14 protein-coding genes are annotated in these 16,733 nt (G+C 62.0%); 7 read left to right on the forward strand and 7 right to left on the reverse strand.

Annotation, left to right across the window (positions count from 1 at the left end; all coding sequences use genetic code 11):
- Window positions 1–150 precede the first annotated feature (150 nt).
- Window positions 151–780 (forward strand): DUF4136 domain-containing protein, encoded by a 630-nt coding sequence (locus E4631_RS13915; RefSeq protein ID WP_133659303.1) that lies wholly within the window; start codon window positions 151–153, stop codon window positions 778–780.
- Between the two features lie 94 nt (window positions 781–874).
- Here the strand turns inward: E4631_RS13915 and lipA are convergent, their stop codons facing one another.
- Together lipA and E4631_RS13925 are read right to left on the reverse strand one after the other, a co-directional pair.
- Window positions 875–1,789, reverse strand: a complete 915-nt coding sequence (gene lipA / locus E4631_RS13920; RefSeq protein WP_133659304.1) for a lipoyl synthase — start codon at window positions 1,787–1,789, stop codon at window positions 875–877.
- Window positions 1,790–1,905: 116 nt separating this feature from the next.
- On the reverse strand, window positions 1,906–2,751 hold the full coding sequence (locus E4631_RS13925) for a hypothetical protein (RefSeq protein WP_133659305.1): 846 nt from the start codon (window positions 2,749–2,751) through the stop codon (window positions 1,906–1,908).
- A 77-nt stretch (window positions 2,752–2,828) separates the two neighbouring features.
- Here E4631_RS13925 and E4631_RS13930 point away from each other — a divergent pair, with 77 nt between their 5' ends.
- The gene (locus E4631_RS13930; protein ID WP_133659306.1) at window positions 2,829–3,248 is read left to right on the forward strand and encodes an OsmC family protein; all 420 of its coding nucleotides are present in this window, start codon (window positions 2,829–2,831) and stop codon (window positions 3,246–3,248) included.
- Window positions 3,249–3,386: 138 nt separating this feature from the next.
- Here the strand turns inward: E4631_RS13930 and E4631_RS13935 are convergent, their stop codons facing one another.
- Window positions 3,387–3,794: a hypothetical protein gene (locus E4631_RS13935; protein ID WP_133659307.1), complete on the reverse strand. Its 408-nt coding sequence runs from the start codon at window positions 3,792–3,794 to the stop codon at window positions 3,387–3,389.
- A 146-nt stretch (window positions 3,795–3,940) separates the two neighbouring features.
- Window positions 3,941–7,063: an excinuclease ABC subunit UvrA gene (uvrA, locus tag E4631_RS13940; RefSeq protein ID WP_240734910.1), complete on the reverse strand. Its 3,123-nt coding sequence runs from the start codon at window positions 7,061–7,063 to the stop codon at window positions 3,941–3,943.
- 214 nt (window positions 7,064–7,277) lie between these two features.
- Here uvrA and E4631_RS13945 point away from each other — a divergent pair, with 214 nt between their 5' ends.
- The 4 genes from E4631_RS13945 to E4631_RS25940 all read left to right on the forward strand — a co-directional run bounded on the left by E4631_RS13945 (window position 7,278) and on the right by E4631_RS25940 (window position 9,806).
- Complete coding sequence (locus E4631_RS13945) at window positions 7,278–7,679, forward strand: hypothetical protein (protein ID WP_133659308.1); 402 nt, start codon at window positions 7,278–7,280, stop codon at window positions 7,677–7,679.
- 79 nt (window positions 7,680–7,758) lie between these two features.
- Entirely contained in the window at window positions 7,759–8,202 is a 444-nt protein-coding gene (locus tag E4631_RS13950) for a hypothetical protein (RefSeq protein WP_133659309.1), read from the forward strand.
- Between the two features lie 198 nt (window positions 8,203–8,400).
- Entirely contained in the window at window positions 8,401–8,835 is a 435-nt protein-coding gene (locus E4631_RS13955) for a hypothetical protein (RefSeq protein ID WP_133659310.1), read from the forward strand.
- A gap of 197 nt (window positions 8,836–9,032) precedes the next feature.
- Window positions 9,033–9,806: a hypothetical protein gene (locus E4631_RS25940; protein WP_166648221.1), complete on the forward strand. Its 774-nt coding sequence runs from the start codon at window positions 9,033–9,035 to the stop codon at window positions 9,804–9,806.
- 83 nt (window positions 9,807–9,889) lie between these two features.
- On the opposite strand, the gene E4631_RS13965 is transcribed toward E4631_RS25940, so the two are convergent.
- The 3 genes from E4631_RS13965 to asnS all read right to left on the reverse strand — a co-directional run bounded on the left by E4631_RS13965 (window position 9,890) and on the right by asnS (window position 14,821).
- On the reverse strand, window positions 9,890–11,512 hold the full coding sequence (locus E4631_RS13965) for an FAD-dependent oxidoreductase (protein ID WP_166648222.1): 1,623 nt from the start codon (window positions 11,510–11,512) through the stop codon (window positions 9,890–9,892).
- 136 nt (window positions 11,513–11,648) lie between these two features.
- Complete coding sequence (locus tag E4631_RS13970; protein WP_133659311.1) at window positions 11,649–13,373, reverse strand: hypothetical protein; 1,725 nt, start codon at window positions 13,371–13,373, stop codon at window positions 11,649–11,651.
- 44 nt (window positions 13,374–13,417) lie between these two features.
- Complete coding sequence (asnS, locus tag E4631_RS13975; protein ID WP_133659312.1) at window positions 13,418–14,821, reverse strand: asparagine--tRNA ligase; 1,404 nt, start codon at window positions 14,819–14,821, stop codon at window positions 13,418–13,420.
- A 258-nt stretch (window positions 14,822–15,079) separates the two neighbouring features.
- On the opposite strand from asnS, the gene rpoN reads away from it, so the two are divergent.
- Window positions 15,080–16,687: an RNA polymerase factor sigma-54 gene (gene rpoN, locus E4631_RS13980; protein WP_133659313.1), complete on the forward strand. Its 1,608-nt coding sequence runs from the start codon at window positions 15,080–15,082 to the stop codon at window positions 16,685–16,687.
- Window positions 16,688–16,733: the final 46 nt, after the last annotated feature.

Genomic DNA, 16,733 nt, shown 5'->3' on the forward strand with positions numbered 1-16,733 from the left:
GCGAAAGCGACTCGGCCGGGCGTTTGGCGTATTGGGCGATTGACTAAGTAAACTAGTCGGCTTGCCTACTAATTTTGGAACATTGCCTTTGTCGCCAGCGTTAGCTTAGTACTACCGATAACAGGTAGTATTCCCCTAGTTTTTAACCTTATGAACCGCATCACTCATCTTCTGGCCCGTCCGGCCGCTTTGGCGGTCACGGGTCTTGCCTTGACCTTCGGCGTAGTATCCTGCGCCACGTCGGCCAACGTGGGCGTATCCAGCGATTTTGACCACGCCGTCAATTTCCGCAACTACCACACCTGGGCCTGGTACCCCAAGCAAGCCAGCGATACCGAGGGCGGCCCTGCCCGCGGCTATGAGTCGTTCACGGACCAGCGCATCCGCGACGCCGTGGCTAAGGACCTGGCTACCAAAGGTCTGATGCCTGCCACCGGCGAGCCCGATGTGTACGTGGCCTACAGCGTGCGCGTCGAGAACAAGCAGCAAACGGCTGGCGGCTATCCGTATAGCCCCTACGGCTACGGGTACGGCGGCTACGGGTACGGCGGCTTCGGCGGCTACCCATACGGTGGGCGCTCGTACAACTACAAGGCCGGCACGGTCGTTATCGACATCGTGGATGCCCGCCGCAAGGAGCTTGCCTGGCGCGGCACCGGCCAGGCCCAGCTCGACCAGAACAGCATTTCGGAAGCCGAAACCTACCGCATCGTCAACAGCGTGCTGAGCAACTATCCGCCCATGGATAACCCCAATCAGCGCCGCCAGGCTATTCGCTAAGCAAGGTCCCTACCCCCCTTGTTAAGCATGTTAAGCAGCAAAAAGCCCCGTCAGGTTGACGGGGCTTTTTGCTGTCTAGACTTTTCCTGCCCCCTTAAATCGGCACGTTCACGTGGCGCTCGGCGTGGTAGCTGCTGCGCACCAGCGGGCCGCTTTCTACATACTTGAGGCCGCGGCGCAGGCCTTCTTCTTTGTAGGCGGCGAAGGTGTCGGGGTGCACGAACTCGGCCACTTCGAGGTGGCGCTTGGTGGGCTGCAGGTACTGGCCGAGGGTCAGGATATCGAGGCCGTTGGCCACGAGGTCATCCATCGCCTGGTGCACTTCATCGGCCTTTTCGCCCAGGCCCAGCATGATGCCCGACTTGGTGCGGTGCCCTTGCAGCTTGGTGCGCCGGATTTGCTCCAGGCTGCGGTCGTACTTGCCCTGTGGGCGCACGAGGCGGTAGAGGCTGCCTACAGTTTCCATGTTGTGCGAAATCACCTCCTGGCCGCCCGAAATCATCACGTCGAGCGCCTCCCAGTTGGCTTTCACGTCGGGGATGAGCGTTTCGATGGTCGTTTCGGGGCTCAATTCTTTGGTGAACACCACCGTATCGCGCCACACGCTGGCACCGCGGTCCTTGAGCTCGTCGCGGTTCACGCTGGTAATGACGGCGTGCTTCACCTTCATGAGGCTGATGGCCTCAGCCACGCGGCGTGGCTCGTCGAGGTCCAGCTCGGAGGGGCGGCCGGTGGCCACGGCGCAAAACGAGCACGAGCGCGTGCACACATTGCCAAGTATCATAAACGTGGCCGTGCCCGCGCCCCAGCACTCGCCCATGTTGGGGCAGTTGCCCGACTCGCAGATGGTGTGCAGCTTGTGCTCGTCCACCAGCTTGCGTACGGCGGCGTAGTCGGGGCCGATGGGCAGCTTCACGCGCAGCCAATCGGGCTTGCGCGGGCGGGCGGGGGTAGGCGGCGCCAGCGGCTCGGCCTGAATAATGGGAAGCGTGAGCAGCAAAGTATCCATCTTTTCGAATTACGAATTATAAGGTATGAATTATGAATTGATTAGCCAGGAAATAAGAATCAAGTGCATCGCCCCACTCCATTCATAATTTCTACTTCATAATTCAAAATTAAGCATTAGCTGCGGTGGCCCAGGTAGAGCGTGAGGTACACCGAGGGGAAGAACTGCCGGTTGAGGCTGTTCACGTCGGCCGGGGCGGGCGGGTTCAGCATCAGCAGCTCTTTGGTATACACTTCCAGTAGGAAGCCGACCTCAGCGCCGGCCACGGCATCGCGGTAGCGGCCATACTCGAAGCTGAGCGCCCCGCGCACGTGGGCACCCGGCACCACCTTGAGCTGGGAAATACCGCTAAAAATCGGCGCCCGGTCGTAGATAAAAACCTGCTGCGCGTGCTTTACCGGGTCGTAAGCCTCGTCAATAATATTGTCGTTGGGCCCAAAGGCATTGTTTTGCGCCGCCGTGTAGTCGTAGCTGATATAATAGGGCATGAGCAGGCCAATGGACGGGCCGGCGCTCAGCAAGCCGTTCACCTGCACGCCGGCATCGGCCGCCTTGCGAAACAGAATGCGCTGAATACCAATGGATGGCCGCAGCGCAAAGGCGTAGTTGGCCTTGTAGAGTTTAAAGGTGCCGCCGGTGTACGGGTTGGTCACGCTCTCCTCCTTGGGGTTCTTAAACGAGACGCCCTCCAGGCTCCAGAAGCGCAGCCAGCGCTCGTCGAGCACCGTTGCCACCCGCACGCTAGCGCCTCCAATGAGGCCGCCTTGGGTGTTGAAGTTGATACCGTACACCGTTTCGCGGCGGTACGACTGCTCATCGGAAGGCATGGCCAGCGGCGCGGGCGGGCGCACCGGGCCCGTGGGCGGGGGGGTAGCGGTAGCGGGCGCTTGGGCCCAAACCTGCCCGGTACCAGCCAGGCCCAGCAGCAGGCAGGCAGTGGCAATGACGTGCGTCTTGTTCATAGAGAAGTCAAAAATACCTGCGCCGATGGCATTTACCACCGGGCGCAATGCTAACGCCGCCGGGGTAGCTTTGTAGTATGAGTACGCCCCACACCACCGCCACTGCCCGCTACGAGGGCCACCTGCGCACCGAAGCTACGCACACGGCTTCGAGTACTGTTATTCAGACCGATGCCCCCGTTGATAACCACGGGCGCGGCGAAGCGTTTTCGCCGACTGACCTCGTGGGCACTGCCCTAGGCACCTGCATGCTTACCACTATGGCCATCGTGGCCGAGCGCCACCAGCTAGACTTGGTAGGCAGCTCGTTTACGATGGAAAAAATCATGAGCCAGGAGCCGCCCCGCCGCATTGCGCAGTTGAACGTAGGGCTGCACCTGCCCGCCTCCCTCAGCCCCGCCGACCGGGCCCTGATGGAACGGACGGCGCATACCTGCCCCGTGGCTCTGAGCCTGAACCCGGAAATCCAGCAAGAGGTTCGGTTTGTGTACGAGTAGTTGGCCCCCGCGCCAAGCCAGGCCGCTTCCGAGCTTTCGGAAGCGGCTTTTTGGGGCTTGGGTGCTACGGAGAGGGGTAGGCGGCTACCCATCGGCGCAGCTTGACCTTACGCCCACACTACTTTGCCTATCAGCTAATTAACGCAGAGGCGTGGCCGTCCAGCATAGCTCGCGGGTAGTACCGCCGGGCTCGGTGAGGTTCATGCGAAACGTGGTAGCGGCCGTGGCGGCCCGCGCAAAGTCGCCGAGCAGCTCGAAGCGCCGGGGGCGGCTGGTGGGCGAGGCGAGCAGCACGCCGCTCACTTTGCCATTGGCAATGCGCAGGGCATTAGTAGCCAGGCCGGTGGCAGGCGCCAGCTGGTCCCTACCCTGCCAGATTCCGTTGAAGGTCAGGGCCAGCAGCTGCTGACCATCGGGCGACACTACGAAACTGATTTTGTTTTTTTCCGGGCCATTATTTGCGTTCCCTACCCAACGAGTTCCCTTGGGTGGCGCCGTGAAGATGGCAATACTGAGTAGCGCGGGGAAGAGTAGCGTTTTGAGCATGAGCCGAAGAGAAAAGTATTGGCGGCTAAGCTATTCGCTTTTTTTGACTTTACCAAGGAAAAGTTTTCTGATTAACAGAAAGCCCCCTACCCCAGTCGTTCGGAGTAGGGGGCTTTTTACTGGCAGCTTGAACCGGTCTTAAGCAGCTACTCGACCTTACTAGTGGCGTACACGCTCGTTTTCAGCTCCTCAGCCAGGAAGCGGCTGGTATGGCCTTTGCCGCTTTTGGCTACCTGCTCGGGTGTACCCTGGGCCACGATGTTGCCGCCACCCGCGCCACCCTCGGGGCCAATGTCGATAACGTGGTCGGCTACTTTTATCAGGTCCAGGTTGTGCTCGATGATGAGGACGGTATTGCCCTTGTCGGCGAGTTTGTGCAGCACGTCGGCCAGGTGGCGAATGTCCTCGAAGTGCAGGCCGGTGGTGGGCTCGTCGAGGATGTAGAAGGTCTTGCCGGTGTCCTTTTTACTGAGCTCGGTGGCGAGTTTCACGCGCTGGGCCTCGCCGCCGCTGAGCGTGGTGGCCTGCTGGCCCAGCGTGAGGTAGCCCAGGCCCACGTCGGCCAAGGTCTTGATTTTGCGCAGGATGCGCGGCTGAAACTCGAAGAACTCCACCGCCTTTTCCACCGTCATATCAAGAATATCGGTAATGGACTTGCCCTTGAAGCGCACCTCCAGGGTTTCGCGGTTGTAGCGGCGGCCTTTGCAGGTTTCGCAGGGCACGTGCACGTCGGGCAGGAAGTTCATCTCAATGGTGCGGATGCCAGCGCCCTCGCAGGTTTCGCAGCGCCCGCCCTTCACATTGAACGAGAAGCGGCCCGGCCCGTAGCCGCGGATTTTGGCCTCCGCCATCTCGGCAAATAGCTGGCGGATTTCGGTGAACACGCCCGTGTACGTAGCCGGGTTTGAGCGCGGCGTGCGACCAATGGGCGACTGGTCCACCTCAATCACCTTGTCAATCAGCTCCAAGCCTTCAAGGCTGCCGTAGGCCAGTGGCTCGCGGTGGGCATTGAAAAAGTGCTGGTTCAGAATGGGATACAGCGTATCGTGGATGAGCGACGACTTGCCCGAGCCGCTTACCCCCGTCACGGCGATGAGCTTGCCGAGCGGGAATTTGGCCGTGACGTTTTTAAGGTTGTGGCCCTTGGCGCCCTTCAGCACCAGAAAGCTACCCTCGCCCTCGCGCTTCTTTTTGCGCAGCTCGATATTGCGCTTGCCGCTGAGGTAATCGGAAGTGAGCGAGCCCGAGTTGAAGATGGCTTCGGGCGTGCCTTCGGCCACGATGTGGCCGCCGTGAATGCCCGCGCCGGGGCCGATGTCGAGCACGTGGTCGGCGTGCATAATCATGTCCTTGTCGTGCTCCACCACAATAACGGAGTTGCCGATGTCGCGCAGGTGCTGCAAGGCTTTGATTAGGCGTTCGTTGTCACGTTGGTGCAGGCCGATGCTGGGCTCGTCCATGATGTAGAGCACGCCCACGAGCTGGGTGCCAATCTGGGTGGCGAGTCGAATGCGCTGGCTCTCACCGCCGCTGAGCGTGCGCACCGAGCGGTGCAGGCTCAGGTAGTCCAGACCCACTTCCAGCAAAAAGCCGATGCGCTTGCGGATTTCCTTCAGCAACTCGCGGGCAATGAGGTTCTGGCGCTCACTCAGGCGGTCCTCCAAGCCCACAAACCAAGCCGATAACTCGTTGATATCCATTACCGACAGCTCGCCAATGTGGTGGTCGGCCAGCTTGAAGTGCAGGCTTTCCTTTTTGAGGCGGTAGCCATCGCACACCGGGCAGGTCTGGGCCTGGGTGTACTGCTGAATCCACTCCCGAATGGAGTCGGAATCGGATTCCATCTGGCGGCGCAGGAAGGGAATAATTCCTTCAAATGGCTCGGTGTACAGGGCTTTGGCATCATCAGCCTCGTCCTGCGAGATGCCGTGGAGCAGGCGCTTGAGCAGCTCGAGGTCGAGCTTCTCGACGGGCGTATTTAGGCTGGCCTTGTGCTTTTTGAGGATGAGCTGGAGCTGCTGAAAAATCCAGATGTCGCGGTACTCGCCCAGCGGCGCGATGGCCCCGCGGCTGATGGTCAGCTTGGGGTCGGGGATAACGGTTTCCTCCGTGATTTGCTGCACTTCGCCCAGGCCGGCGCAGTGCGGGCAGGCGCCGTAGGGCGAGTTAAAGCTGAACGTGTTAGGTGCAGGGTCGTCGTAGGCGATACCGGTTTCGGGGTCCATGAGGAAACGCGAGAAGAACTGCGGCGCGGCCTTGGTGCCCTTGGCGTCGGGGTCGAGCACCAGCATGGTGCCCTTGCCGTGGGTCAGCGCGTTCTGCACTGAGCCCGACAGGCGAAACCGGTCCTCCTCCTTCACCACGAGCCGGTCAATCACGATTTCGATGTCGTGAATCTTGTAGCGGTCCACCTGCATCTTGGGCGTGATGTCGAGAATCTCGCCATCGACGCGCACTTTGGCGAAGCCCAGCTTGGCGATTTTCTGAAAATCTTCGCGGTAGTGGCCCTTCCTACCCTTCACCACGGGCGCGAGGACCACCAGCTTTTTGCTATCAAAATGCCGCAGGATGTAGTTGATAATCTGGTCGTCGCTCTGCCGAATCATCTTCTTGCCGGTGGCGTAGCTGTAGGCCTCGGCGGTGCGGGCGTAGAGCAGGCGCAGGAAGTCGTATATCTCGGTGATGGTGCCCACCGTGGAGCGCGGGTTGCGCGAGGTCGTCTTTTGCTCGATGCTGATAACCGGCGACAGGCCCTCAATCTTATCCACATTCGGCCGCTCCAGCCCGCCCATGAAGGAGCGCGCGTAGGCCGAAAACGTCTCCATATAGCGCCGCTGGCCCTCGGCGTAGATGGTATCGAAGGCCAGGCTTGACTTGCCCGAGCCCGAAATACCCGTGAACACCACCAGCTTGCCGCGCGGAATCTTCACCGACACGTTCTTCAGGTTGTGCTCGCGGGCGCCGTACACCTCAATGTAGGGCGCCTCGGCCTCGGCGCCCGGCGGCTTGCCGGCGGCGAGGGGGGGTAGGAAATTGGGCATCTGGTGGGCCTCGGCTACGGCCAAGCCAGCGGGGGCCGGCTGGCTACCCACGGGCAGGTCGTGCCGCAAGTCAGGTACTTGCTTCTCAGCGGCTTCTACTAATTCCGAAGCGGGAGCAGCGGTCAGAATTTCGGCCGCGTCGGCGGCTGGCTTAGCGGCTTTTTTGGGAGCTGCTTTCGGTTTTTTCGGGGCGGGAGCCACGGGAGCGGTAGCCGTTTTTTTAGCCATGCGGGCAAATCGGAGGAACGAGCAAAGGTACGGAAATGGGCCGGCGGGGATGGGGTGAAAACCAAATTTTCTTCCCTACCCCCTGCCAGCGGGCCGATTGATGCTAACAAGCTTAGGCGATGTTTGGTGCGGCGCTTTTCCCCTTTCTTTACCGGGCCGGGGGCCCCAGGCATTTTTGGGCTGCTTTTCCTTCCCTCCCCTTTTCCTCAAGTCTATGCATTTCCTTTTCTGCCTTCGCCCGTGGCGCACCTTGCTTATGGGCCTGCTGCTGGCGCTGGGCAGCCGGCCCGCCGCGGCCCAGCTGCTCGCGCCTAGCCTGGCTAGGTCCTATGATTTTCTGACCGTTACGATGGTTGAGTCGACGGCCAAAAGCCTGTCAAAGCTGCTCATTGCCCCAGCTTTCAATGGCCGCACCGAGATTCAGCTAGATGCTGTAGCGGCCTTTAGCCCCGGCTCTCGCCTCGACCAGCTACGCCGCAACAATGAAGTTCTTACCCAAAGCCTGGGCGAACTATCATCGGCCGGCTGGGAGCTTATTCAGGTAGCCCCGGCTACGCTGCCCACCGACAAGGACGTATCGGTGACCCGCTACCTCTTCCGCAAAGCCAAAAGCTGAGCCGGAGCGTATACGCCTACCCTACCCGGTTCCTGGCACCGTCCTTGCCAACGCGGTGGGGTAACTTATTCTTTCGCCCATGAATTTCCTCCAAAAAACCGCCTCGCTTGGCCTGCTGAGCGCGCTGGCTTTCGTGGCCGCGCCCGCCCAGGCGCAGGTCAACATCAATATCAACACTGGCCCGCCCGTGGTGGTAGGCGCCCCGGCCAACGCCCAGTATTACTACATTCCGGAGGCCAATGCCTACTATGACGTGCCGGCCCGCCGCTACCTCGTGCAACGCAACGGCAAGTGGGCCCGCTACGAGCGCCTGGAGGGCTACGACTCGCGCAACTTCCACCCGCAGTATATCGAGTACCGCGGCGCCGAGCCCTGGACGTATAACCGCGGCGGCAACCCCCACGGCCTACCCCCCGGCCAGGCCAAGAAGCTGTACGGCAAGGGCTACAAATACGACAAGCACGACGATGACCATGACGACCACGGCAAGCATGGCAAAGGCCACGGCAAAGGCCACCACTAGGCTGGCCCATAGCTCTTAACCAAAAAAAGCGCCCCCACTCCGGAGCGCTTTTTTTGGCTTTATGGGGTGCCGCAGGCTGGTCGGCGTAATGGGCGGGTTGGTCTGCAAAACCGGGGCGCACATCGAATCTATCCCTTTTCAGGCACCCCGTTTGCCTTGTTGAGAGTATCCTGTTCAACTCTTTTCCCCTTTTCAACCATGAACTACCGCCCGCAGATTTTCGCTTTTGTATTCGCCGCTTTCGCCGCCCTGGCCGCTCCGGCCGCCCAGGCCCAGGTGAGCATCAACGCCCAGTTTGGCCACCCGGCCTGGGGCCCGGCCGCTCCGGCCGGCGCGCAGTACTACTACGTGCCGGAGATTGACGGCTACTACAACCTGGCCGCTCGCAACTACGTGGTGCAGCGCAACGGCCGCTGGATGACGATGGCCACTGTGCCCGGCTACAACACGGCCAACTTTCACCCGGTAGTAGTAGACTACCGCGGCCGCGAGCCCTGGCAGCAGTACCGCGACCACCACGCCCGTTACTACCGCCCGGTAGTGGTGCAGCAGCGGGTAGTGAACCGCCGCCCGGTAGTAGTGCGCGAGAAGGTTAACCGCCGGGGCCGCGTGGTAGCGCGCCGGGTGCGCTAGCGCCGCTTCGCCCACTGGCCCAAGCCTCGCCCATTGGGCGGGGCTTCCTTTTGAGCGGCAACTTCTTACTGACGTTGGTCGATACATTTGGCCAGCCTGGCCGTAAAGTAGGGGGTAGGGACGCCAGCGGTTAAAACCCGGCATTCTACTTGCACTTATCCTACTTAGAAATTCACTTTCCCTTTTTCCTGTCAATCATGAAATTCCGCCTTCGTTTTCTTGCTTTCACGCTCGGCACTGGCCTGGCGTTTGCCGTCCCCACCACCGCGCAAGCGCAAGTAAGCGTGGGGGTTAATATTGGCATTCCCCCGTGGGGCCCGCCCGTGCAGCAGGGCACGCAATACTACTACATCCCGGAGATTGACGGGTATTACGATATCTACAACGGCGCCTACATCGTGTTTGATGGCCAGCAGTGGATACAGGTGCCTTACCTCGACGGCTACGACCCTTATTACTTTCACCCAGTGCCGGTAGTGAGTTACCGCGGTGCCCAGCCCTGGCTCAACATCGGCGTATATCGCCAGCGCTACCCCCAATACGTAACCGTTTATCGGGGCGGGGGCTACGGTGCCGGCGGCCGCTACAATGGCCACGAGTACGGCGCGGGCCGGGTATATGGTTACGACCGTGGCGGCTACGGCGGCAACCGGGGTGGCTTCAACAATAACCGCGGCGGCAACTACGGCGGCAACCGCGGGGGCTTCGACAACGACCACGGCCGTGACCCGCGTGGGGGTTACGCCACACCCCAGGGCCGTGGCACAGAAGGCAACCGCGGGGGCCAGCCCGGCCGCCAACCCAACTATGGTGGCCAGGGCCAGCCGGGTGGCCAGCCCAGCTATGGCGGCGGCCAGCGCGGCGGTGGGGGCAACCCCGGCGGCGGCCAGCGCGGTGGTGATGGCGGCCAGCGCGGCGGCGGCAACCCCGGTGGTGGCCAGCGCGGTGGCGATGGCCGCCGGGGCCGCTAGGCAGCCCCGGCGTGGCCCAACAGCAAGCCCTGCGTTATCAAGCTGATAACGCAGGGCTTGCTGTTGGGCCACGCCGGGTTAGCTCAAGCGAGCTGCGCCCATTTGGTATCGGGGCTTAGCTCGGCCGGGGTGGGTAGGCGGCCCTGGCCCAGCAGCTCGGCGATGTAAATCATATCGGCATCGCGGCCCATGCCGGCCGCCGCGACAATGCGGCCCTCCAGCACGTAAAACGCCAGAAAATCCTGCTTAGCCAACTCGCCGTGGTAGAGGATGTCGTCCCAGCGCTCGGCGTGGCCGGCGTAGCGCAGGCTCTTGCCATACTGCTGCGTCCAGAAAAAGGGCGCGGCCGTGAATTTCTCCTGCTGGCCCAGCATGTTGCGGGCCGCCGCCTGGCCGTGCTGCTGCGCCACCCGCCAGTGCTCGATGCGGGTAGGCTGGCCAGTGGCCGCCAACGGAAAGCGGGCGCTGTCGCCGGCTACGTATACGCCGGACGCGACCTGCAAATGACTATCGACCAGCACACTGCCATCTTTTTCCAGGGAGAAAGCCTCTTGTAGAAAGTCGGTGGCCGGGCGCACGCCCACGCCTAGTACTACCACGTTGGCGGGCAGGATTTTGCCGGCTTTGAGCTGCACCTGCGCCACGTGGCCGCCCTCGCCTAGCAGGGCCGTTACTTCGGCTTCTACCTCAAACCGGACGCCCTTTTCTTCGTGCAATTGGCGGAACATCGCCCCAATTTCGGGCCCCAGCACGCGCTCGAACGGCACCTTTTCCTGGGCCACTACCGTCACCTGCCGGCCCTCGGCCACGAGGCTGCTGGCGGCCTCCATACCAATAAAGCTGGCTCCGATAATGACGACGTGCGCGGCGCCCGCCGTGGCGGCCAGCAGCGCGTCGGCGTCGGCCTGGGTGCGCAGGGGTAGCACGCCCAGCAGGTCGTGGCCAGGCAGCTTGGGCAGCAGGTTGGGGGTAGTGCCGGGGGCCAGCAGCAGCTGGTCGTAATGCAGCGGCGGCTGGCCTTCGAGGCTGATTTCCTGCTTCTGGAGGTCGAGGCCCGTGGCGCGAGTAGCGGTCAGCAGCTCAATCTTTTGCGTGGCATAAAAATCGGCATTGCGCAGGGGCAGCGCCGCCGGCTTGGCCTTGCCAGCTAGGTAGCCCTTGCTGAGCTTGGTGCGGTCGTAAGGGGCTTTTTCATCGGCCGACACCACTACTACGCGCCCCGCAAAGCCCTCGCGCCGCAGCGTTTGGGCTGCAAACTCGCCGGCCGCGCCACCGCCCACAATCACAAATGTGCGCCCATCGGCCGGCGTTTTGGCGGCTGGCGGGGGCGTGCCGCCCACCTCGGCCGTGGGCGTGGCCTCGGGCTTATCGGTGCTGGCGGGGGGGGTAGGCGGCACCTGCACCAGGATGCGCCCTTCGGCCTCGCGCACCGCAAACGTGGGCAAGTCGTCGAGCGCGGGCGGCTCGCAGAGGTGGCCGCTATCTATTTTGAAGCAGGCGTGATGCCAGGGGCAGATGAGGCGGCCGTTCACGACTTTTCCCTTTTCCAGCGGGGCGCCGTAGTGCGGGCAGTGCGCCGCAAAGGCGTGCACCTGGCCCTGCTGCCGGGTCAGCAGCACCTGGGGGCCGTCGTGGGGGGTAGGGAAAGCCTTCAGCGCGCCCTCGGGCAGGCTGGCGGCATCGGTGAGGTCTATTTCGGGGAGCATAGGGGGTAGGACTGATTTTCTACTGGCAACGCAAGGCAGCCCCGGCGGGTTGGAAAAGAGTGGGCGCCAGCACGGCAGCCAATAAACTTTGGCCTCCTACCTATTCCTTGCAAATCAAGAAATTACCTACCATTTCTTACCTGCGAGTGCGAACCTCTGCGGCGGGCGCACTCATTCGAAAGCCCTGCTGCAGCGTGGCACCGCGCAGCTGCAGGCCAGCGTAGAGGGTATCGGTGCAGGGCAGAGCGCTGTTGCCGCAGTGCCCGTCATGCGCGCCGACGTACACGCGATACGGACCTAGCTGCTCGACAACTATTGCTCGCTCGGTGCGGTAGTCGGCCGGCCATACCGCATGGGTCATAAGGGTATTATGCTTGTTAAGCTCGCTTCCCAAGTCTTTTACCCCGTATGCCAGGGTAAGCATTACCAAAAGCCAGCCGCCCACCCGCAGCCAACGAGCTGGCCAGGTTTGCCCCGCCAACACAAGCCCCAGCACAGCCACCCCAATCACATACGTGTAGCCAAAGCGCAGCGCGGGGGCTACCCCAAACCACCAGCCGCAATCCAGTAGCAACAAGCCATATAGCTGATATTCGACCCGTTGCCACCAGCGAGTTCGGCGCTGCCACACCAAGCTGCCCGCCATTATTGTCAAGCTTGCCAGCAAGATTAACAACAGGCGCTGGTCAGCCAATTCGTGCTGCTGCCACCAGAAGGGTAACCACTGAGCCAGAGACTGGCCCGCCGCGTGCGACCAGTCGTTCGCGGGCCGCAGGGCAAACAGGCGAATTTCGGCCATGTCGGCCGCCGGGCGGGGGGTAGGGATGGCCCAGTCGGGTACCACCGCCCCCAGGCTTGCCGCCAGCGGATACACTGCATAGCCCGACAGCACTACGTTGCGCCCCAGCCAGGGCAGCGCTACCACCAACCCTATCGCCATCAGCAGGGACAGCCGCCGGCCCCAGTCCCGGCTATTAGCCCGTAGCGCCCAGGCCAGGGGCCACAGCAGCATCGCCACAGCCGATGCCTTAAAGGTGACGGCCGTGGCAGTCAGCACCACCAGCCAAGCCAGGCCGGCAGCAGTTAGCCGGGGTGTTTCGAGCAACGCCCCTAGCAGGAGCAGGCCCACCATAGCCGCCGACATATCGGGCATCGGGGAAGAAATCAGGAAGCGCGTGCATAGCAGCAGCAGCAGCAGGCTTCCCAAGTAGTATCCCGCTAGCCACGGCCGCCCACCGGGCCGCAGGTGCTGAGCGGCTCGCCGCACATGGCAGAGCGTTAGCAAGAGAAACCCGTAGCTGTTGACTGTTTGCTGAAAAGCTGGCTGAGCGCCCAACTGGCTTGCCGGACTAAAAAAGGCCGTGAGTAAGTCCGCGTGCGAATTGAAAGCTAATCGGCTATGCAAATTGCCCAAGCCGGGCACCACGGCAAATCGGTGCAACCACTGAATAGTCTGCGCGTGGTACAGCGTCGTATCAATAAAGCTGGGGGGCTGAACGGCATGCACCAGCACGCCCGCTACCAGCACCGCGGCCAGCGCCCCCGCCGCCGCGCCCGCCACCCGCCAGTGTTGGCCATACGTCCGTAGCAGCTGAACAACCTCCCCAGGCTGCGCCACCAACACTGCCACGGCCAGCGCACTCACCCCTACTTGCACCCCCAACGCCACCGGCCACGCAAAGCTCAGCACGGCCACTAGCCAGGCCACGCCGGCCAGCCCGGTCAGGCTCAGCAGTTCGGGGCTCGCGGCCACCAGGGGGGGTAGGGTGCCGCCCAGCATGCGCAGCAGCCGGGCCAGCCCCAGCCCAAGGCCCAGCGACACTACCGCTATCCACACCCAAAATAGCCCAACTGTCAGCATATCAGCATCCTACAAACCAGCTAGCCCAGTACTGGCGCACGCGCCTAAAACTCCGCATTCTTGGGGAAGCGGGGGAAGGGAATGACGTCGCGGATGTTGGTCATGCCCGTCACGAAGAGCACGAGGCGCTCGAAGCCCAGGCCGAAGCCGGCGTGCGGCGCGGTGCCGAAGCGACGCGTGTCGAGGTACCACCACAGCTCGTCGGTGGGCACGTGCATCTCAGCCATGCGGGCTTCGAGCTTAGCCAGGTCTTCCTCGCGCTGCGAGCCGCCGATGATTTCGCCGATGCCGGGGAAGAGCACGTCCATCGCCCGCACGGTGCGGCCATCCTCGTCGAGCTTCATGTAGAAAGCCTTGATTTCCTTCGGGTAATTGGTCAGGATAACCGGCTTCTTGAAGTGCTTCTCGACCAAGTAGCGTTCGTGCTCGCTCTGCAAGTCGGTGCCCCAGTCCACGGGAAACTCGAATTTCTGCTTCGCCGACTTCAATATTTCCACCGCCTCGGTGTAGGTGAGGCGCTGGAACGCGTTGTCGGTCACGGAAGCCAGGCGGCCCAGCAGCTCCTTGTCGTAGGTGTCGCTCAGAAATTGCAAGTCATCGGCGCAGTGGGCCAGCGCGTACTTCACCAGGCTTTGGAGGAAGTCCTCGGCCAGGTCCATGTTGTCCTGCAAGTCGTTGAAAGCCACCTCGGGCTCAATCATCCAGAACTCGGCCAGGTGGCGGGCGGTGTTCGAGTTTTCGGCCCGGAAGGTGGGCCCGAAGGTGTACACGCTGCCCAGCGCCATGGCCGCCAACTCGCCTTCGAGCTGCCCGCTCACGGTGAGGTTGGTCTGCTTGCCAAAGAAATCCTGGCTGTAGTCCACGGCGCCATCGTCGGTGCGGGGCGGGTGCTCGGGGGGTAGGGTGGTCACCCGAAACATCTGGCCCGCGCCCTCGGCATCGGAGCCCGTGATGATGGGCGTATGCACGTAGTAAAACCCGTGGTCGTTGAAGTACTGATGGATGGCAAACGCCAGCGCGTGCCGGATGCGCAGCACCGCCCCGAAGGTGTTGGTGCGGGGGCGCAGGTGGGCAATTTCGCGCAGGTGCTCCAGCGACGTCGCCTTCTTTTGGAGGGGGTAGGCCTCGGGGTCGGCAGTGCCCAGCACGGTTATTTCGGTGGCCTGAATCTCCGTCGACTGGCCCTTGCCCTGGCTAGCCACCAGCTGGCCGCGCACCGCAATGCACGAGCCGGTGGTCACTTCCTTGAGGCTTTCTTCGGGAAATTTTTCGGCATCGGCTACTATTTGGAGGGTAGCGAGGCCCGAGCCATCGTTGAGGGCGATGAACTGCACGTATTTGTTGCCCCGGCGGGTGCGCACCCAGCCTTTCACCAGCACTTCGCGGTTGAGGTCGGGGCTCGTGAGCAGGTCTTGAATGCGGGTGCGGCGAAGCTGGTCGTCAGGCATGGCAATTTTTTTTTCGGTGGCTGCTCCCTGCATCCCGGTTTGTATAACAGTTTTAAGTGGTGACTACCAGCGAAAAACGGAAGGTGAAAACCGAAATACGAAAAGCACTATGTCCGCAAAGGTAAAGCCCGGCCCTACCCCCCGCGGCTGGTGGCAGACAGAATTTGCCGGTCGTACCTTACGACCAATTATGGCTTACTTGCGTAATTCTACTCTAAATGCACTGCCAAAGCCTTTTTCTATTCCCGTCCTATTTTTATGCAACGCCTTGATTTAAAGCAGCTTCTATCACAACGCCTGTCGCCCCAGCAGATTCAGTTTATCAAGCTACTGCAAATTCCGACGGCCGAGCTCGAAACCCGCATCAAGGAGGAGATGGAAGTGAACCCGGCTCTCGAAGAAGGCGACAGCGACGAGGCCGACGAGCGCGACGATAGTGCCGATGACACGCCCGAGGCCGACGACCCCAACGACTCGCTCGACAACGACGATAATACGCTGGATGAGGACTTTAGCCCCGGCGAGCCGAGCGACGACAGCGCTGGCCCCGACGACTACGCCGACGAGCGCCCCGAGCCCGCCGCCGAGCCCGAGGCACTGGGCATCGACAACGACAACCATGAAATCGACATCAGCGACTACGTCAACGACGACGAGATTGCGGGCTACAAGATGCAGGGCGACGGCCCCGGCGACGAGGAAGAGCGCGAAATGCCGCTGGCCGATAACAGCAGTTCGCTGCACGATTCGCTGCTCGACCAGCTGCACTTTGCCCGGCTCAGCGAGCAGCAGCAGCTCATTGGCGAGCAGCTCATTGGCTCGATTGACGGCGACGGCTACATCCGGCGCGACCTGGCGGCCATTGCCAACGACCTGGCCTTCAGCCAGAACATCGAAGTAACCGAGCCCGAGATTGAGGCCGTACTGCACGTCATCCAGCAGTTTGACCCGCCGGGCATCGCCGCCCGCGACCTGCCCGAGTGCCTGCTCCTGCAACTCGAGCGCCGCAACCAGGACGAGGACACGCTGAACGCCGAGCGCATCCTGACCGAAACCTTCGAGGAGTTTACCAAGAAGCACTACCAGCGCATTCAGCAAAAGCTTGACTTAGAAGACGATGAGCTAAAGGATGCGGTGGCCGTTATCCTGAAGCTGAACCCTAAGCCGGGCGGCAATGGCCCCGTGAACGCGGGCCGCGGCAGCGGCGGCGGCGCGCAGTACCTGATGCCCGATTTCATCCTCACCAACGACAACGGCGAGCTGAACCTGACCCTGAACGCCCGCAATGCCCCCGAACTGCGCGTGAGCCGCGACTACCGCGAGATGCTGCAGACCTACGACAAGGCCTCCAAAAAAGACCAGAAAATGAAGGAGGCCGTGAGCTTTGTGAAGCAAAAGCTGGACTCGGCCAAGTGGTTTATCGACGCCATCCGGCAGCGCCAGAATACGCTGCTGCGCACCATGTCGTCCATCGTGGACTTGCAGCGCGAGTTTTTCCTGACTGGCGACGACTCGAAGCTCCGGCCCATGATTCTCAAAGACATCGCGCAGCAGATTAGCATGGATATCTCGACCGTGAGCCGGGTGGCCAACTCCAAATCGGTGCAGACTGAGCACGGTATCTACCCCCTCAAATTCTTCTTCTCCGAGGGCATCGCCACCGATTCGGGCGAGGACGCCAGCAGCCGCGAGGTGAAAAGCATCCTGCGCGACCTCATCGGCGGCGAGAAAAAGGACCACCCGCTCAGCGACGACAAGCTGGAAAAAATGCTGAACGCCCGCGGCTACAACATTGCCCGCCGCACGGTGGCCAAGTACCGCGAGCAGCTCAACATTCCGGTGGCCCGGCTACGTAAAGAGCTGTAGCACGGACTTCTAGTCGGCCTGCTAAAGTTTATTCCGCCTTTCAACG

The sequence above is a fragment of the Hymenobacter sp. UV11 genome, assembly GCF_004684095.1.
Lineage (GTDB): Bacteria > Bacteroidota > Bacteroidia > Cytophagales > Hymenobacteraceae > Hymenobacter.